This window comes from Halorubrum distributum JCM 10118 (genome assembly GCF_000337335.1).
GTDB classification, from domain to species: domain Archaea; phylum Halobacteriota; class Halobacteria; order Halobacteriales; family Haloferacaceae; genus Halorubrum; species Halorubrum distributum.
Map to the genome: position 1 here is coordinate 1 of NZ_AOJN01000002.1, position 18745 is coordinate 18745.

The following is an 18745-nucleotide window of genomic DNA, read 5'->3' on the forward strand; positions in this document are numbered from 1 at the left end:
AGAACTCTACCACAAACCCGGACGAAAAGCGCTCAAACACGCCGTCAAAGCCACTCTCTGAAATCAACAATGTGCTACACAAGAGCGTACTTTCTTTTGCTATCTCTGTTCTTTTCTCGTCACCGTATAGTAGTACTAGCTGTAGTGGATATTCACCGCTATACCAAGATGAAGAGTACCACTCTGCGTTTTTTGTATCAATTTCAAGACGAAGAACAGCTCCATCATGTGCGAAGGTTTCACCGACGACATTCGGGTAAGCATGTGGCTCATAATTTTTTGGATCCCATGGAACCCCAGGGTCATCCACAAACACCACAGAAGGTAATGGGGTAGAAACAGGAAGCCCATCAAATGAACGTTCATCTACAAGGCCTAATCCTCTGGCTGGAGGCCCTCGGATTAGATTCTTAACATCACCATTCTGAATATAGCCAGATACATTCGGAATGAGCCGCACAGATCCTTCTTTTATTTCGAAAATGTTCTCTACAGATCCAAATACATTGAGGCGTGTTTTATTTGGCATTCCGTACCCGGAGATGAACAGATCTAGCTTGATGGTATCTCCTGGCTCGATCTTTGTGTTTCTGAGTGAAGGGACAATCTCATAGTTAGGAGAAACATCACCGTATTTGACGGCAGGAGACGAAGAAATCGAATACTGATCATGTGTCTCCAACCACATTTCGCCCACATATTCATCAACATCAAGATCCGCTATGAAACCAAGATCACTCATTCAAAACCTGTCAGGACGGCAGAGCAAAAAATACTCTGAATGGTCTAACAATATCAGACTATGACCGGAATCGTGATCCTCCCCGCTGGTCGCGACGACGCGTTTGAGGACTACAAACAGTTCATCCGAGATGGGCACCCAATTGAGGATATTGAGTCCAATCTCAATATCTAGGACCTCGAACAATTTCGGACAACATCTGACAACAATCTCATCTACATCTGGGGGACCTCAGTAGCCGAGGCGTGGCAGAACGTCCCGAAAGCGCCTCTCAAGCGTTCTCGAACCGATCACGAACAGTAAACCCGCCGACACAGCCATCATCACCGGACCTACCGGCGCAGATAACTTAACCAACAAAATCCCGCTACTGTTGGTTAGTCATCGTGAGTAGGACCTTTCCCAAAACCGGTCTTTATCCGTACGATGGACCAATCTAAGGTATGAGCGCCTCGGCGCCTCCAAGCGTCTCTATCTCGCATTCCGAGCCTACTGATATTCCAGCAGTCTTGGACCGAACCGGTATCGACTACGTCGGTGTTCACGACCAACGACTACTGGCTATCTATCGCACCGGCATCTTCAATGTGGTAACTGAGTCGGGGCCAGTATCGAATGCGCACACACTCCAAATCGAATGCTGGGAAGCACCACTTCCGTCTCATGGTGATGAGCAATCACCTCAGGAGCTTCTTGAGGAATTTGCCGCCGTATTTGACGCAGGCAACCAGAGCTGAAGTTTTCTATTTGTATCGACGACCTCGCGATCTCGATGAACACGTCAGACAGAGCTCTCTATGAGGTCCATCCGGCTCGAACTACAGTGATCTGTCCAGAGCGAGCTCGACACCATGGACTGGGCTTCTAGACGTTTCCGGAAACAGTGTGTTTCCACAATCAAAATCGAGGGACAGCGGAGCAATCGAAGTGAATATACCACTGCGATCAGAGCGTTTCCGGAATCTCCCCGGTCACACTTATATCACTCACGCTGAGAATAACTACCCACCGACCGATGATCCGTGATGCTCGCGTCCTCCGCGCCGGGTTCGTCCCTCGAGAAGTCGAGCATCGCGACGCCGAAGTCAACCACCTCTCGAGCGTTCTCGAACCGATCACGAACGGCGAGCCAGCTGACACAGCCATCGTCACCGGGCCCAGCGGTGTCGGTAAAACCTGTATCTCGAAGTTCGTTACCGAACGGCTCCGCGAGGAAGTGCTCGACGTCGAGGCCACCTACGTCAACTGTTGGCGGAACTACAGTCGCTTCCGAACGCTGTATCAGATCCTCGATGACATCGGTGCGACGATAGACATCCATCGCCAGTCGACACCCCACGACGAGCTCATTGACCGGCTCCAACAGTACGATGGCCCGCGAACTGTCGTCATTCTCGACGAGGTCGATCAACTCGAAGATCCGAGTCTCATCTACGACCTCCACAGTATGGAGCAGTTCGCGGTGATCTGTATCGCAAACAAGGAAGAAGAGCTGTTCAGCCGGGTCGACGACCGACTGGTGAGTCGGCTGCGCTCCAGCGAGCACGTCCGGATGGATAAGTACCACAACGAGCAACTCTACGACATCCTGAGTGCCCGAACGAAATGGGGACTTGAAAAGGACGTTATCACCGACAAGCAGCTCTATCAGATCGCTGATGCCGCTGCTGGCGATGCTCGGCTGGCTATCGGGATGCTTCGCAGCGCAGCCAGCACAGCTGACCGCGAAAATTGCGAGGAGATCACCAACGACATGCTCCTAGACGCTGCTGAAGATGCTCGGGCTCAAATTAAGCAGAAGAGCCTGGACTCACTCACGCCGCATCAGCGAGTCGTCTACGATATTGTTCGCGACCACGGCCCGATCGGGCCGAGCGAGATCCACGAGCGCTATACCGAGGACGTCGATGACCCACGGACGAAGCGGACTATCCGCACGTACCTCTCGAAGATGGCCCAGTACAACCTCCTCGAGGCGAAAGGAACGAGTCGGGACCGAGAGTACTCACTCGTCGATTCGGCAGCTGCGTCGCCGGTCTCGTAAGTCGACGGGCTAGCCGCGGACCTCCGCATCGACCGCGTCGCGGTCCCGAGGCGAGACTGGGACCGACTCGTCGACTCGTTCGGCGGTGCCAGCCTCCTAGTTGCGTGCGGCGGCCGTCAGGGGAATTCACAGCGAGATGTCCGTCCCGTCCCCCGCCGCCACGGCCTCTCGGTAAACGGTCTCGCCGGCCGCAGCGTCCAGCGTCGCGGACCCGACGCTGACGACCACCACGACCCCGTCGGGTGACTCGCGGACGTACCCGTCTGCGAGGGGAACGCCGAGTTCGACCAAGTCGTCCGCGTCGAGGTCGCTCGCAAGGAGGTCGCCGGTCTCGGCGACCTCCGCTGGTACGTCGGCGAACGTCCGTTCCGCGCGCTCGAAGACGCGAGGGTCGATCTCCTGCATCTCCGCCGTGAACGCGCCGACGGCGACGACGAGACTCCCCGCTTCGAGCGCGTCGGACGGAAAGACGGGCTCGGTTGCGGTCGTCGCGGTCACGACGACGTCGGCCCCCTCGACGGCCGCCCGGGAAGTGTCGACCGCGCGCGCCGGGATCCCCTCCGCGCTCAGGTCCGCGGCGCACGCGGTCCGCGAGTCGCTCGGCGAGTGGATCCGAACGTCCGAGAGCGCCGCGACGGTCGCGATGGCCCGGGTCTGCCAGCGTGCCTGCGTGCCCGCGCCAAGAACGCCGAGCGTGAGGTCCTCGCCGTCCGGGTCTGGGGCCAGTTTCCGAACCGAGACCGCCCCGATACAGCCCGTCCGGGCGTTGGTGATCGTCGTCCCCGCCATGAACGCCTTCGGGAGGCCTGTCCGCGCGTCCGTGAGCGCGATCTGGGCGTTGACCGTCGGAAGCCCCCGCTCCGGGTTCCCCTCGTGGACGCCAACGAGCTTCGTCGCGTAGTGGTCCGCGCCGTGGACGTACGCCGGCATCGCGATCCCGGTTCCGGCGGAATCGTCGCCGTCGAGACCCGCACCGACCGGAAAGTGCGGTCGCGGGGGCCGCTCGACCTCGCCGGCGGCCTGTTTCACCAACGCGTCGTCCACCACGTCGACGAGCGCCGCCAGATCGAGGTTCCGTTCGACCTCCGTCGCGGAGAGTACGAGCACCATGTCCGAGGCGTCGCTCCCCGGTGACTTAGACTGCTCGTCGACCCGGCCGGCCGGTGTCATACGCTTATTTCTCGGGGGGTCGATCGATGGCTATGGACGCACTCGTCGTCGGCGGGGGGATCATCGGCCTCGCCGCCGCACACTCGCTCGCTGACCGCGGCGTGGACGTGACGCTCGTCGAGAAGGGATCGCTGGGGAACGCGAGCACCGCTCGCTCGGCCGGCGGGATCCGGTCGCAGTTCTCCACGCGTGTGAACGTCGAACTGTCGCTCGCCAGCAAGGCGGTCTGGAACTCGTTTAAGCAGCGCTTCGGTGTGGACATCGGGCTCCGGAAGAACGGCTACCTGTTTCTCGCGCGGACCGACGAGACCGCAGAGCGGTTCCGCGAGAACGTCGACATGCAGCGCGAGCTCGGCGCGGAGAGCGAACTGCTCACGCCCGCGGAGGCGACCGAGCATTGTCCGGGACTCGATCCCGACCCCTTCGTCGCGGCGACGTACAACCCCGACGACGGGATCGCCGACCCGAACCTCGCCGTACAGGGATACGCCGAGGCCGCCCGCGAGCGCGGCGTCGACATCCGGACGAAGACAGCCGTCACGGCCCTCCACCGCGAGGGCGGTCGCGTCGTCGGCGCGGACATTCGGGCGGTCGGCGCGGACGAAGCCGAGCGCCACGAGGTCGACTGCGTCGTGAACGCGGCAGGCGCGTGGGCCGCCGCAATCGGCGAGATGACCGGCGTGGACCTCCCGATCGCGCCCCGGCGGCGACAGATCGCCGTAGTCGACCCATCACCGCCGGTGCCCGAGTCGGTGCCGCTGACGATCGACCTCGAGACGGGGTCGTACTTCCGGCCCGAGCGGGACGGAGTGGCGCTCGTTGGCGGCCACTTCGACGAGGACGACCCCGATCGAGACCCCGACGCCTACGACGAGGGGATGGACGTCGAGTGGGCGGCACGCGCGGTCGAGCACGCCGCCGCGTACACCGAGTACTTCGGGCTCGACACCCGGATCAAACGCGGCTGGGCCGGGCTGTACGCGGTCACGCCCGACCACCACCCGGTCGTCGAGGAGACGGTCCCCGGTTTCGTGACCGTCGCCGGGTTCTCCGGACACGGATTCCAGCACGCGCCCGCCTCCGGACGGATCGCCGCCGACCTCGTCGTCGATGGGGAAACAGATCTCCTTGACGCCTCGCCGCTTTCGGCCGATCGGTTCGAGCGCGGCGAGACCCTCACTGAGCGAAGCGTCGCCTGACCGATCAGGGGACGATCACGGGGGTAAGTCGACTTCGGAAACGGCCTCGGAAACGGCCGCGCAGTCCGAATATCCGGTGACTGAGTTCGAATGAGCGCTCGGTCGATTCATTTCTGGAAACCCGGAAGCGCCGCGCCGGCGCTTATTGAGACGGTGAACGGGTATCGGGTATGGGAGACCACGCAACATCGAACCGATTGGCGGTGGACCAGCCGACACGGGGCGCAGACCGCAATCGATCCCTTGCTGACCAAGCCGATCCGGCTACGGACGAGATGCTGTTGCCGTCACTCAACGACGGCATCACGCTGCTCGATGTCGAGGGAGGCCGCGGCGTCCCGATCCTACAGTCGCTCGTACTCGACCATCTCCTCCTACACGACGGGCCCGCCTTCTGGGTCGACGCAAACGGCCACGCGACGACGACAACACTCGCCCAGATCGCGCCCAGCCAACGGCTACTCAACCGAATCCACGTTGCCCGCGGATTCACCGCCTACCAGCACTACGGCGCCGTCTGTGATCTCCCGACGGCAGTGAACAAGTCGATCCAGATGTCTACCACCGACGCCAGGGCGGCCGGTCGAGGGGATCCGAGTCGTGACGAGGACACGTCGCCCCACACACCCGCCCTCATCGTCGCGCCGGCCGTCGACGCCCAGTATCGCGCCGACGATACCCTTGGCGAGTCCCACGCTAAAACCCTCCAAGCCCGTGCCCTTGCCCGGTTAGCGACCTACGCCGAGGGGTACGACATCCCGGTGCTCGTTACGCGAAACGAACGAAACGAATTCACCGAATCAATCGCGACGGTCGCCGATCACCACCTGGAGTGCGAGCAAACTCGGATGGGGCCACGGATCGTCGGCGAGGACTTCGAGACGCTCGTCTATCCCGTCGACGACGGCGCGTACTACCAGACGACGTTCGCGTACTGGCGGCAGCTGCTCGCGGCACGCGCCACGCAAGTCGGCGTGGAGCCGACGACGCCGGCGCCGTCGACGCCGGGGGGTGTCGGAACAGGCGTCACCGCTGACGGTGAGACGGTGGCTGCCACCGCCGATCCCTTGCTCGATGCGTGGACGGCGAGCGGTACAGGAGGCCGATAGCGATGGGGCGGACGAACCCAACCTACCGGGATGCGCTCCGGGCCATCGAAGAGCGCTGGGCGGAGTTCCGGCGGGCACTGCGGCGTCGCGACCAGCCGCGCTTCGACCGGCTGTTCGAGTACGCCCGCGAGCACGCCGACGCGAGCGGACTGTTAAACCACCAGAATCCGCTGCTGCCGGCGCTGTTCAGCATCGATCTTGAACAGGAGGCCCGCCTCAACGATCACGAGGAACGCCTCGAGGAGCTCGAAGCCGCGGTCGCAGCACGCGATGATCAAGAGAGTGGCCCACCGGACGCGAACCCGTGACGATGCCGTTCAGCATCGACTTCCTGGACGACGGCCGCGTCCTCGAGTGGGAGGCAACTGCCGACGGCGCCGTCGCGACCGAGCGCGATGACTACACCCCGCGGTTCTACGTCGCCGCTCGCGACCCAGCGTCCGACCTCGACCTCACGACACTCCAGTCGGTGTACGACCAGCACCCGGACGTCGTCGTGACCGAGATGGTTGCGCGACGCCCCGGCTTTCGACGAGACGAGGAGGCCGTTCTCGCAGTCGACGTTGCCCACATCGATCGCGTCACTCAACTCGCCCGGCAGGCGCGTCAACTGTCGGACTATCCAGTCGGGGATCTCGCCTGTTTCAACGTGGACTTTTCGCGAGAGTTCCGGTACTGTCTGGAGACCGGCGCCGATCCGACGCCGGTGAGCGAGCTGTCGACGCTCCGGCTCAGTGTTCCGGTGACCGAAACGAGCAACGACGTCTACGGAGAGTTGACCGTCGCCGGCGACACTGTCACCGGCTCGCCGACGGATCTCCTGACCGCCGTCCAGGGGGCGCTCGACGCACACGATCCGGATGTCTTGGTCTGCTCGACAAGCGAGATCGTCCCGACCCTGTACGAAATGGCAACTGACGCCGGCGTCGACGACTTCTCGCTGAGTCGGTGGGCGGACGTCGATTATCAGCAGCTCGCGAGCCGGTCGACGTACTCGAGCTACGGCCGCGTCGGCCACTCCCCGGCGCGGTACAACGTGCCCGGCCGGGCGATTATCGACGAGTCGAACACGTTCTTCTACGGGGAGACGAACCTCGACGGCGTCCTCGACCTCGTGTCGCGCTCGAACAAGCCCGTTCAGGAGCTCGCGTGGGCGTCGATCGGGAACGTGCTCACGGCGATCCAGATCTGCGAGGCCCACGACCGCGACGTCCTCGTGCCGTGGAACTCCTGGCGACATGAGTTCTACAAGCCGATGGGGACGCTCCACGACGCCGACCGCGGCGGCTTCATCTTCGCGCCCGAGGTCGGCCTCCACGAGAACGTCCACGAACTCGACTTCTCCTCGTTGTATCCGAACATCATCTGTACCCGGAACGTCTCGCCGGACGTCATCCGGTGTGAGTGCCACAGCGACCGCGACGACGTCCCCGGCCTCGGGTACTCGATCTGCGAGGACCGGGGCTACCTCGTCGACGTGCTCCAGCCGATCATCGACGCACGCGACAAGATCAAGGCGGCCATCCGTCGCGAGAAGGAACGGGACGACCCCGACGAGGACCGGCTGGCGGAACTCGAGGGGCGGTCGGGCGCACTGAAGTGGATCCTCGTCGCCTGCTTCGGCTATCAAGGGTTCAGCAACGCGAAGTTCGGCCGCATCGAGTGCCACGGAGCAATCAACGCGTTCGCTCGCGAGATTCTGCTGACGGCGAAACAGCGGCTGGAAGCTGGCGGCTGGCGGGTCGTCCACGGCATCGTCGATTCCATCTGGGTGACGCCGGACCCCGACGTCGACGACGAGAATCGCGAGGACCTCGAGACGCTCGCGACGGCAATCACGGATGAGGTCGAGATCCGGCTCGAACACGAAGCCCACTACGACTGGGTGGCGTTCGTGCCGCAGCGCGAGAGCGACGCCGGCGCGCTGACGAAGTACTTCGGAAAGGTCGCCGGCGACGACGAGTTCAAGATACGCGGTATCGAAGCTCGGCAGCGCTCAACCCCGCCGTTCATCGAGGCCGTCCAGCGGGACTGTCTCGACCGGCTCGACGCGACTCGGTCTCCGGATGCCGTCCTCGACTGTCTTCAGGATGCGATCAAGCGGCTCCACGCTGGAACGGTACCGGTCGAGCAGCTCGTCGAACGGAATCGTGTCTCCAAGCCGCTGGAAGGCTACTCACAGAATACCCAAAACGTGGCCGCGTTGAAACGGGCTCGCGAGCAGGACCTCGCTATCCACCCGGGACAGGACATCGAGTACGTGGTCGTCGACGACGAGAAATCCTCACGAGATCGAGTCGCGTTAGCCCACGAGGAGATAGCGTCGTACGATGCGTCTTACTACGAGACGCAACTCGTCAGAGCTGTCGAGAGTGTGCTGGCACCGCTTGGTTGGGATCGGACGGAGATCCGACGTGAGATCGCAGAGACGCGGGTCCCAGAGTTGTCGGCGTACACGAACCCGGCGAAAAATTAACCAACAAAGGACCCATTCAGAATGGGAGCTGTTGGTTAACAGCGACAATCATGACACGATATCGACCAGACACGAGCCGGAAGACGGAGAGATATGGTCACATCGCTCCCAAGCGTGTAGCTCGATCTCGCAGACGGACACCAACCGAGCGAAGTCGACTATCCCGCGTGATTGAGGTAGTTGTGTACCGCCCTGGGATCGCTATCGAAGCCGCTAGGGCGGTCAATCCGCCGTGTTAGTTGTGTACCGCCCTGGGATCGCTATCGAAGCCGCTAGGGCGGTCAATCCGCCGTGTCGCGATTGATGTACTGGTCTTCCCACTCAACGCGGGCTTCGATTTCTCTAGTCCCGCGCCGAGTGGTGGTGTACTCGTTGGTCCGCTTATCGCGTTGGCTTTTTTCGAGGAGTCCTTTCTCAACGAGGGTGTCGAGATTCGGATAGAGCCGCCCGTGATGGATCTCTTGTTCGTAGTACTCTTCGAGCTCAGCTTTGATCGCGAGCCCGTGGGGGTCGTTGAGCCCGTCGACCAAGTACAGCAGGTCGCGCTGAAAGCCGGTGAGGTCGTACATAGATGCGGGTAATTTGTCGAGACTTGAAATACTACGCGTTCCAGAACGTCGTAGTTCGGTTACGAGACCAGTGTCCGATCATCCTCCACGATACTCGCAAATGCGACATTTTCCTGTACTTGGTCAATTTGAACCGTTGGTTCATCGCCTGGGAGCGCGTCAGGGACGATAACGACGTAGCCACGTTCGACTTTCGCGATCCCGTCTCCTTGGTCGCCAACAGACTCAACAGTAACCTCCCGAATCTCTCCCTCATCGACAGGGGGTGCTGAGGGGGCAGCAGTTGGGGCGTCCTGCGATTGGGATGGCTCTTCGTGTGAATTCGGTTCAGCGGTGGTGTTGGAGCGAAGAACCGCTATTCGGTACGGGTCGCCGACATCGAGCGTGCCTTGATCAACCGCGCTGGCGGGGACCTCGATCAGATACGACCCGTTTCGTTCTTCGAGCTGACCAGTGTACAGCAACTGAAGCGAGTCGGGGATTTCGACCATTGGATGCGGTTCGTATGAGCGGTCAATGGCAAGTAAGTGTATCTCCAGCCGGCTTTAATTCGGGATGAGATGAATGTACCCGCAGCATCGACGCGTCACGTTACGACAGCGATAGCAGTCCCACTCCGGCAACACAGACGCCGGTCACGAAGCCGGTCCCGTGGGCTATGACGTTTGGAAATCGCCCACCCGAGACAGGTTCAACAGAAAAGATCGCGGCGACGAGTGCGCTGATGACGATACCGCAGGTCCCAGCAAGTACGATCGCGGGCCGATGAGCCGATAGCCAGCGGCGAACTGTGAGGTCGCGATCCCACCATCTGAGTGAGACGAATCCGATCGCGACCAGTATACCAGCGACCGGTACTACGGTGCTTGGCCTCGCGAGGAGGGGAGATTGGTAGAGTGCGACACCCACCCCACTAGTGACAAACGCGACGGTCATGGCGGCCGACACCGGCCACGTGTACCACTCAGCAATCACGCCGAACAGGCCGATAACGAGTAGCCCACCGAATGTGCTCACAACGCCAGAGAATCCGAACGCAATCGAGTCAGGGCCAACAAGCCCCCACCGCTGATACAGGAGCCAATAGTCGTTAGCAACAGTCGTGAGTGGGGCGACGACAAGAAGCGCTCCATACAGCAGCCAGAACAGTCGACGTCGTCCCCACGTGACGTATACCAGGTAGGCTGCGCCGACCACAAGTCCGTACCAACCCAGATTCGCGGTGAGATGCGCGGGGCTATCGTGAATCGCCGCCGCCGTCCAAACAGTGGTTAGTGTTGGGTCTCCGTAGGTAAACACCAGCCGCGAGGATACCCCAGCAGGGAGCCAAGCATAGACGCCGAAAAGAAAGCTCGGAACAACAAGAAGGAGAACCGCATCAGCGCACCGGATTTGTTGTCGAGAGGCTGAGAGCTGTGTAACCGACCCCATCATCGCTACTCAGTTATTTGATTCGTAGTGGGTCATTCAAGAGACTACTGTATTTTATTGGACTGGAACATCGGTAGCGACACAATATCTAACACTGCTGAGGAATGTCCGCTGAGCGTCGGAATCGATCACAAACCACCTGTCATAATTGTGAGCTGCTCACCATCTACCGACCACACAGCTGACCCAGAGGGATTTATTGCTAGAGAAGAGTTGTCTACTATGAGTTCAATCGGGAGTCGCGGTCGACTCCTCATTATCGTCGGGATCGTTCTCCTTGCGGGCTGTTCAGGAGCGGTTCCCGGCGACCCGTCCGTAGGTACTCCGGATACCGGAAATGAGTCGACAGCCACGCCTGCGAACGGAACGCTCGAAGTCCACTACATCAACGTCGGGCAGTCAGTAAGTACGCTCATTGTGGGGCCCGAGGGCGAGACGATGCTCGTCGATACTGGCCACTACAACGATGACGGCGAATACGTCTTGGAGTATCTCCAAGCCCACGATATCACGCGAATCGATCACCTCGTTACCTCCCACAACGACGCCGACCACATCGGCGGTAACGCCGCAATCATCGAGTATTACGAGACGGACGCCGACGGTATCGGCGCCGTCTACGATCCCGGGATCGCAGCTAGCACACAGACCTATGCCGAGTACCTCGACGCAATCGAGACCCACGACGTGACGCTGTACGAAACCCGAGAAGGTGACTCGGTTGATTTCGGAAGTGTTGACGTCGACGTCTTAGGTCCACCAGAACCGTATCTCGAAAACGAAGCCCGCAACGAGAACAGCATCGTGCTCAAACTCACCCACGGCGAGACGAGTTTTCTCCTCTCGGGAGATGCCGAGGATGATCAAGAAGAATACCTCGTCGACACGTACGGAAGCCAGCTTGAATCGACGGTTCTCAAGGCGGGCCACCACGGCTCAGCCAGCTCCTCAAGTGGGGCGTTCCTTGATACCGTTCAGCCAGCAGCGGTGGTCATCTCAAGTGCGTACGACTCGCAGTACGGCCACCCGAACGACGAAGTCCTTGAGCGACTGTCCGAGCGGTCAATCCCCACGTACTGGACCGCCACACATGGGAATATCGTGCTGGTGAGCGATGGCAAAGCCGTCTCCGTTCAGACGCAACAGACAGCCCCAACTGATCCGCTCGACATCCGTGATGGCGGTGCCGTCGATCCCGGGACATCGGGAGACGTCACTGAACGCGTTCGGATCGGTGGTGAGGGCACTGGCGAAATCGACGCTGGTGGGGAGCCAGAAGAGACCAATTCCGGGTCTGATTCTGACGTAGATTCCAACGCCAGTGCGCTCGCTGTCGCAGAGATCAACGCGGATGCTGAAGGTCGAGATGGTGACAACCTCAACGATGAATACGTCGTCTTCGAGAATACCGGCTCTGAGACACTTGATCTGTCAGGGTGGACCGTCGCAGACGACGCCGACCACACGTACACGATCCCAGATGGGTTCACGCTGGGGCCTGATGAGACGGTGACGTTGTACACTGGGAGTGGCACCGCAACCGACAGTGAGCTGTACTGGGGGTCGGGGTCGCCAATCTGGAACAATGATGGTGATACGGTGATCGTAACTACGGACGAGGGCGACCGAGTGCTGGAGGAGAGCTACTGATGAACACAATCGATCTGCCGGACGGCGAGTACATCGCGGTTGTTGATTCGATTGAAGATGGGCTCGCGACGGTGTTCTTTGAACATGACGATGAGGAAGTGGGAGACGCCGTCTTGGACGCAAGTATATTGCCAGAAGACGGGCGGCATGCTGACGCGATCCTCTCAGTCACGGTCGTGGACGGTATCATTGATGAAACACACTACGACTCTGAGAAGACGGAAACACGGTCCGAGGCCGCTCAGAATCGGTTCGATCGGCTATCAAGGCGGCCACCCTCGAAAGACGAATCGTAACTGGTCGGTGAACTCCAACGAGGTCGAACCCCCACACCCCGTGTGCGATATGAAATCGGCAAGATGCTGAGGAGGGGTAACAAGAAGGAGAGCCCGTGAAGCATCGGAAAACCGCGTTTTCATTGTAAAGAGACCTCCAAGACGCTGATATTAGGATAGGTATGTTTGATGGAAACCTTTAGGTAGTCACTCTATTAACTATACCCGCAATAAGGCTAAACTCGGTTAAAACGAACAGTATGTTTCGTGGAATAACCGAGTTCGCTCGTGGGATTACGTCTCCGTGTACCTGACGCTTCTGTCGGGTTTACGCCTTCTCGCGGGCTCTCTCATCCAATTTCGAGATATTCGAGTGGGCTATCGCTACCTACCGTCTCGGCAAATTCATATCGCACACGGGGTGTGTGGGTAACTTCCCGACGCGGTCAAACTCCACTTCAGATCCTCAACCGGTATATCGACACGGCTGGTCGGGAATACGTCAGGTGATTCATCTTGTACTCGGGGAGTACTGCCACCGAGATCGTTTGTCTCGCCTTGACGTCGACAGCTGGCCGACGATCTGATCGACATTTCATCTCGCACACGGGGGGTCACTCCGACTAATTGATCTTGCCCGCGGTTACGGTATTAATTTGGCCACCCTTCGTGATACCGTCTGTATCGGTAGAATTCATCAAATTTAATCTCGCACACGGTACCCATATTTATTTATAGTTTCGACCTAACTCCACAAATATGGCTGACGGCGAGGATCAACAGTCCCTTTCACAGTCCATCAAAGGTCGCCTCCAGGAGGGCGTTCAAAACTCGGTGTTTCGAGATAAGGGACTTCTTGACCCGGATGCCGTCATCGACGAGGACCGGATCGTTGGGCGTGATGACCAACTGGACGACATCATCACCTATCTCCGACCGGCGTTACAGGGGAACCGCCCACCCAATATGCTTCTCTACGGCCCGTCTGGGACGGGGAAGTCACTCATCATCAACGCGGTCTGTCAGCAGGTGCTTGAACTCGCGAACGCCCAAGACGACCGGTTTGGGGTTATTAAAATCAACTGTCAGACAATCAAGTCCCACGACAGAGCCGTCTATCGTCTCGTGGAAAACGCTGCCAATGAGGCCGGCGTTGAAATCGGTGTTCCTCAGAGCGGCGTCTCGACCGATCAGAAACTCAACCGGTTCTATGAAGTCTTGAGCAACAACTTCGACTCGGTTATTATCATCTTGGATGAGGTTGACCTCTTGGTCGGCCGCCAGCGGGACCCGAACGACGAACCAGCATACTCAAAGCTGCTGTATCAGCTTTCTCGAGCCTCACAGCTCGGCCAGATCGAGGGACACGTGTCCGTTGCTGCGCTTACAAACGACCCCCGGTTTATGGAGAACCTCGACGGCCGAGCTGAGAGTTCGTTCAATCCGCAGGATGTCGTTTTCTCCGATTACGATGCGGACCAGCTCCAGTCGATTCTTCGCCGACGTCGCGATGCGTATCGAGAGGATGTGCTTGAAGATGGTATCATTCCACTTAGCTCAGCGTTTGCCGCGCAGGACCACGGCGACGCGCGGAAAGCAATCGATCTGTTCCGAAAAGCCGGCGAGATAGCGGACCGAGAGGGTGAAGAGACGGTTCATGAAGGACACGTTCGCGATGCCCAGAAAGAAGCGGAGCGGGATCGGACGCTGACGCAGATGCAGGGGCTCTCGACCCAAAAGAAGCTCTCGCTGTACGCAACCGCGATCGTCCCCGTCTACTCACAGCGCAACCTGAACGCTGTTCCCAGCACGGTCGCATATCGTGTGTATCAGTACCTTACTGAGCTACTTGACGCTGATACAAAATCACGCGACTCCTATCTCCGCTATATGAGTGAGGCGGAGACGTACAACTTCGTCACCTCAGAAAAACGAGGCCGCGGCTACGGGAGCGGGGTTCACAAGGAGTACTCGTTCGTTGACGATCCAGGGGTGGTTGCTGAAACCCTCCGGGCTGATATTCGGCTTGAGGAGGCAGACGATGAGGGTGATCTGATTAAGTCTGTTGTCAACGCACAGATAGATGATTTCTTTGAGGGCAAGTAGCGCCCAGCGTTACCGCAGCCCCAGCCAGATTCATCTCGCACACGGGGTGTGATTGTGTGAGACGACCTGTCGCTCTCGGGATCTATGTCTGACAATAGTATACACGATTTCATTTCGCATACGGGGTGTCCCTCGGTCCCAGACTCGGAACTATCTCGGAGTGTGTCGTCCGTAGGTATTTAAGAGATTACGGTTATACCACAGGGCGTCGGATGGCCGACACCGCTACCGTCACGAAAACGCTTGAGGCCACTCTTGTTGATCCAACTGCGCACAAAGAGCGGAAACTTCGTGAAACGGTAGCGACATATCAGGACGCGCTCGAAACAGCCTTCGATAGTGAAGCGAGTACGCAGTCAGAAATCAACGATCTCGTTACCGGATACGATTTGACTTCGTACGCAAAAGATGCCCTCAAACAATACGTCCCCCAACTTGAGTACAGCTACGATGCGGATGAATTAGCAGAAGATCATCCTGTTCGCTTCACTCACCGTGGGCTACAGATTGATCACTCCTCAACACGGGCCCACGAGTTCTGCTGGCGCGTTCCTCAGGCAGGTTACGGGACTGGCTTCTGGATACCCCTGCGGATCAACCCTGATCAGAAACCACTCTGGTTTGATCTCTTGGACGGAACTGTATCAGCTGGTGAATTTCGACTCACTCAGCATCGAGCATCATGGACGTTACACGTTACTGTGAAGTATTCGGTTGAAGACCCGGAGATCCCGGATGACCCGACGCATATCGGCTTCGACGTCGGTGAATCGACGTTGCTCACGGGCTGTGCCCTACAACACGACGCACCGACAGATCCATTCTTGTTTGATGGCAGTCGGGCACGACGCATACGGAAGGAGATGTACACGACTCTCAAGCGCTTACAGGAGCGAGATTCTACAGAATGGCGTATCGAGTGGCGCTTCGAACATTTCCAGAACGCCCTCACTGATATCGTGGAAAAATCAACCACCCGGGCCGTCGAATATGCCTGTCAGTTCGATAGTCCCGTCATCGTCCTTGAAGATCTATCGTGTATCCAAGAGCAGCTGGACCACGGTACTCATATGAACCGACGATTACACTCTTGGGCCTTTGCTCAGCTAATCAGTCGGCTTGAAGACAAGGCGCTCGAAGCGAGCGTCCCAGTTGAGTTCGTACCACCTGCGTACACGTCTAAGACGTGCCATGAGTGTGGACATATCGGATCTCGGTCCTCACAAGCCGAGTTCAAATGTACCAATCCCGACTGCTGGGTAACTGAATATCAGGCAGATATCAATGCAGCGGCAAACATCGCCCATCGTGCCGATCCGTGGGGAGAGAGTGTGCCTTGGAAAACGGGACACAATGACTCCCCGCGGAATGGGTGCCCACGTGACAGGGCCTTGGAACGCCGAGAGAAGAATAGGAACAACCGACAGATGACGCTCTCGGAGTATAGTTCCGAAACCTCCTCATCTAATGAGACCTCCCCTGTGGGGAGTACCACAGGAGATAGCAAATGAGGATGTCACCTCTCATACGGGGTCCACTTCGAAAGGGACCTCAATTCATTTCGCACACGGGGGGTCATTGTCGATTTCATATCGCACACGGGGTGTGTTGCCTCAACGTTGTCAGCGAATTCACTTCGCACACGGGGGGTGGAGTCCAGCGGAATACCATCAGTTATTGTCTTACTCGTCCGGGTTGACCGGCTCTTTATATTTTGACCTCACCGATTCACCATCTCTCCATTGCCAGTAGTAGTAGCGATTATCGTTGATCTCCTTGATTGTGATCGTCGCCTTCGACGGGACGTCGTCCGGAAGGTCATCCGGCTGCTCGGCGACCTCGTCGTCATCCGGCGCGTCGTCAACGTGGCCGCCGCGAGCTTTGTGCGCTGCCAACGCCTCGGCGTAGCGTGCGACGTACCGGAGCTGCTCGGGGGTGTAACTGTTGAGGGTGTCGACCATCTCCGTCGAGAGGTCGGCCGGCGGCGTCGGTGGCTTGTCGGACATCAGCGATCGCCTCGTGTTAACCAACAAAGCGCGTACCAGCATAGATTTGTTGGTTAACCAGATATCGAACCACCACGGGTACGAGGATGTTGTAGAGGACTCCCTACACGAAACTGGAATCGGTCAGTATAGGCATACAATTAATCAGTCAGAATTGATTGTTGAATCAAGGCTGAAGGTTCTAATATTGCTGTCAGATACCGTTTGAGTACGTGGTTCTATATCGTGGACTTGGAGATACCTGAACCGATCTTCCCCCGATCTCGTACTGACCGTCGCACGACCGCCGAGGGTAAGTTCATTGAATTCGGCTTGTGTAGCTGCTATATTGACTGGGGTCTTATCTCCCCTAGTTGGATTCACATTAACAAAATATCGAACGTCATCGAACTGATTTTTCAGTTCCTCATGGAGGCTGCCGGAGACGGTAACGAATTGATCATCAAAAGCAGACCCAGTGTATTCGGGATCATATTGACCGTGAAGGATATTCTCCGAGCGTTCGAACAGCACGTTGAGTAGGTCAATACTGGTCGTTCTCCCATCAGAAGTGGTCACCTCTACATTGATTGATTTCACAAGAACAGATCCTGTCGTGGTGTCGGCCGAACTAACGCAGCCTGCGACCCCGACAGCACCCACAACACTCACTCCTGCGAGGAAATTCCGGCGGGAGGGCACATCCTAAATATGTGACATACTGGCAAAATATCTTGTGCCTGTTTCTTATCGACAGCATTCAGCACGCACGCAGGCTGTCACGGCTGATCCACGCACAAGAACGCGAAACAAATCACCGAGCCGGGATTGCCACACCACTATTAGTGAATAGAAAACTATTCTAGAATAGAACGCACGGTCAGATGCTGTCCGGACGGGGAGCGTTCTCGTACTTGACCATCTTCTCGGGCTTGTCAGTGATAGTGTCGTAGATCTGCTGGAGCGTGTCCTCTGCTGCGAGGAGGTTATGATCGTCGAGGAACGCCCGGCCGTCCTCCGTGAGCCCATAGAACTTCCTCGGGTAGCCCTGCCGGCGCTGGTCGTCGTCTAGAGCGACCTCCTTCACGATGCCCTTATCGATCAACTTCTGGATGTGTTTGTAGACGGTGGCGTCGCTCACGCTGGGGTTGAGCTCCTCGAGCTCATACATCGAGGGGAGCTGGTCAGGATGCTGGAGGATGTTGTTAATCAGCGCGAACCGCGTCTGCTGGGTGACAAAGTGGACGAGTTCCCGTGATTCTGTCCCCTCAGCTGTCCCCGTTTCTGTGCTCATACAACACGATACACGTCCTAGCGACAAGTAGTTTACTCTTGGGTAAATCACTCTGGAGTAAATCAAATCTAACTAAGCTAGTGAATTACTCCGTAAATCATATCGCACGACGCTGAGGGGAGTCATATATGCCCGACGAGGAACCGCCGGTCCCTGAAGAAGTCCTCACCAGTGCGAAGGATCAACTCGACGACGTAGCGATCTCGCTGGCGGACAACGAGGAGATCCTCCACGCCCTGAGCGAACTGACCCCCGTCTACGAAAATGAGCGCTCGTACTTCGTGCTGGGCAACTACGACCGGGAGCCGATTCGACGCTGAATCTGGTGGTCGACCGGCTCAACCGCCGGCAGGACGCCTATGCATTCCGAATGGTCGACATCCGTGGCGAGTGGGACAACAGCATCCAGAAATTCTGCCTGATTGCCGATATCGTCACCTACCTCGTTGGCGTCGCCGAGAAGGATCCGAGTGACTTCCTCGTCGAGCAGGGGCTCCTCGTCGGCACGACGGAGTTCTTCGCGAAGAGCCACGTCCTCAAACGGGTGTATGAGGACGAGAAACACCCCTTCGGCTGGATGCAGGACGGCGTCTTCGAACTGTTCGAGCAAGAGGGACAGCTGTATCGCTGGCAGACAGAGGAGGAACTCATCGGCGTGACGGAAGAACTCCCGTGACAGCTGTGGGACTCTAACT

18 protein-coding genes and 1 pseudogene are annotated in these 18745 nt (G+C 58.4%); 11 read left to right on the plus strand and 8 right to left on the minus strand.

What is annotated here, in order from left to right; all coding sequences use genetic code 11:
- Positions 1–742: hypothetical protein (locus C466_RS17090; RefSeq protein WP_193366033.1), on the minus strand; the 742-nt coding region annotated here is incomplete at its 3' end.
- 443 nt (positions 743–1185) lie between these two features.
- Between C466_RS17090 and C466_RS16310 the strand changes: the two genes are divergently transcribed.
- Both C466_RS16310 and C466_RS00170 read left to right on the plus strand, forming a co-directional pair.
- Positions 1186–1479, plus strand: a complete 294-nt coding sequence (locus C466_RS16310) for a hypothetical protein (RefSeq protein ID WP_152418556.1) — start codon at positions 1186–1188, stop codon at positions 1477–1479.
- A 278-nt stretch (positions 1480–1757) separates the two neighbouring features.
- Positions 1758–2786 (plus strand): Cdc6/Cdc18 family protein, encoded by a 1029-nt coding sequence (locus C466_RS00170; protein WP_004595575.1) that lies wholly within the window; start codon positions 1758–1760, stop codon positions 2784–2786.
- Positions 2787–2912: 126 nt separating this feature from the next.
- Here the strand turns inward: C466_RS00170 and C466_RS00175 are convergent, their stop codons facing one another.
- A complete protein-coding gene (locus tag C466_RS00175; RefSeq protein WP_049908330.1) occupies positions 2913–3896 on the minus strand; it encodes an ornithine cyclodeaminase family protein in 984 nt (327 codons plus the stop codon).
- A gap of 92 nt (positions 3897–3988) precedes the next feature.
- Here C466_RS00175 and C466_RS00180 point away from each other — a divergent pair, with 92 nt between their 5' ends.
- The 4 genes from C466_RS00180 to C466_RS00195 all read left to right on the plus strand — a co-directional run bounded on the left by C466_RS00180 (position 3989) and on the right by C466_RS00195 (position 8740).
- Positions 3989–5155 (plus strand): NAD(P)/FAD-dependent oxidoreductase, encoded by a 1167-nt coding sequence (locus C466_RS00180; RefSeq protein WP_004595573.1) that lies wholly within the window; start codon positions 3989–3991, stop codon positions 5153–5155.
- 170 nt (positions 5156–5325) lie between these two features.
- Positions 5326–6264, plus strand: a complete 939-nt coding sequence (locus C466_RS00185; protein WP_394295016.1) for a hypothetical protein — start codon at positions 5326–5328, stop codon at positions 6262–6264.
- A gap of 2 nt (positions 6265–6266) precedes the next feature.
- Entirely contained in the window at positions 6267–6572 is a 306-nt protein-coding gene (locus C466_RS00190; protein WP_004595571.1) for a hypothetical protein, read from the plus strand.
- A gap of 2 nt (positions 6573–6574) precedes the next feature.
- The gene (locus tag C466_RS00195) at positions 6575–8740 is read left to right on the plus strand and encodes a type B DNA-directed DNA polymerase (protein ID WP_193366035.1); all 2166 of its coding nucleotides are present in this window, start codon (positions 6575–6577) and stop codon (positions 8738–8740) included.
- A 281-nt stretch (positions 8741–9021) separates the two neighbouring features.
- Here C466_RS00195 and C466_RS00200 read toward each other — a convergent pair whose 3' ends face one another.
- The 3 genes from C466_RS00200 to C466_RS16315 form a co-directional block, all read right to left on the minus strand.
- Complete coding sequence (locus C466_RS00200) at positions 9022–9309, minus strand: helix-turn-helix transcriptional regulator (RefSeq protein ID WP_004595569.1); 288 nt, start codon at positions 9307–9309, stop codon at positions 9022–9024.
- Between the two features lie 59 nt (positions 9310–9368).
- The gene (locus C466_RS15620) at positions 9369–9800 is read right to left on the minus strand and encodes a TRAM domain-containing protein (RefSeq protein ID WP_004595568.1); all 432 of its coding nucleotides are present in this window, start codon (positions 9798–9800) and stop codon (positions 9369–9371) included.
- 100 nt (positions 9801–9900) lie between these two features.
- Positions 9901–10740 carry a hypothetical protein gene (locus C466_RS16315; RefSeq protein ID WP_152418555.1) on the minus strand — a complete coding sequence of 280 codons (840 nt, stop codon included), beginning with the start codon at positions 10738–10740 and terminating at the stop codon, positions 9901–9903.
- Positions 10741–10962: 222 nt separating this feature from the next.
- On the opposite strand from C466_RS16315, the gene C466_RS00210 reads away from it, so the two are divergent.
- The 4 genes from C466_RS00210 to C466_RS15625 all read left to right on the plus strand — a co-directional run bounded on the left by C466_RS00210 (position 10963) and on the right by C466_RS15625 (position 16282).
- The gene (locus tag C466_RS00210; RefSeq protein WP_080505951.1) at positions 10963–12390 is read left to right on the plus strand and encodes a lamin tail domain-containing protein; all 1428 of its coding nucleotides are present in this window, start codon (positions 10963–10965) and stop codon (positions 12388–12390) included.
- Positions 12390–12686: a DUF3006 family protein gene (locus C466_RS00215; protein WP_004595566.1), complete on the plus strand. Its 297-nt coding sequence runs from the start codon at positions 12390–12392 to the stop codon at positions 12684–12686. Before C466_RS00210 ends, C466_RS00215 begins: the two co-directional genes overlap by 1 nt.
- A 738-nt stretch (positions 12687–13424) precedes the next feature.
- The gene (locus C466_RS00220) at positions 13425–14771 is read left to right on the plus strand and encodes an orc1/cdc6 family replication initiation protein (protein WP_004595565.1); all 1347 of its coding nucleotides are present in this window, start codon (positions 13425–13427) and stop codon (positions 14769–14771) included.
- A gap of 212 nt (positions 14772–14983) precedes the next feature.
- A complete protein-coding gene (locus C466_RS15625; protein ID WP_152418554.1) occupies positions 14984–16282 on the plus strand; it encodes an RNA-guided endonuclease TnpB family protein in 1299 nt (432 codons plus the stop codon).
- Between the two features lie 171 nt (positions 16283–16453).
- Here the strand turns inward: C466_RS15625 and C466_RS00225 are convergent, their stop codons facing one another.
- The 3 genes from C466_RS00225 to C466_RS00235 form a co-directional block, all read right to left on the minus strand.
- Positions 16454–16777 (minus strand): hypothetical protein, encoded by a 324-nt coding sequence (locus tag C466_RS00225; protein ID WP_004595563.1) that lies wholly within the window; start codon positions 16775–16777, stop codon positions 16454–16456.
- Between the two features lie 144 nt (positions 16778–16921).
- Positions 16922–17458 carry a twin-arginine translocation signal domain-containing protein gene (locus C466_RS17095; protein ID WP_152418553.1) on the minus strand — a complete coding sequence of 179 codons (537 nt, stop codon included), beginning with the start codon at positions 17456–17458 and terminating at the stop codon, positions 16922–16924.
- A 178-nt stretch (positions 17459–17636) separates the two neighbouring features.
- Positions 17637–18050, minus strand: a complete 414-nt coding sequence (locus C466_RS00235) for a PadR family transcriptional regulator (RefSeq protein ID WP_004595561.1) — start codon at positions 18048–18050, stop codon at positions 17637–17639.
- Between the two features lie 128 nt (positions 18051–18178).
- On the opposite strand from C466_RS00235, the pseudogene C466_RS17505 reads away from it, so the two are divergent.
- A pseudogene (locus tag C466_RS17505) lies at positions 18179–18726 on the plus strand (hypothetical protein).
- The last annotated feature ends 19 nt before the right edge of the window (positions 18727–18745 follow it).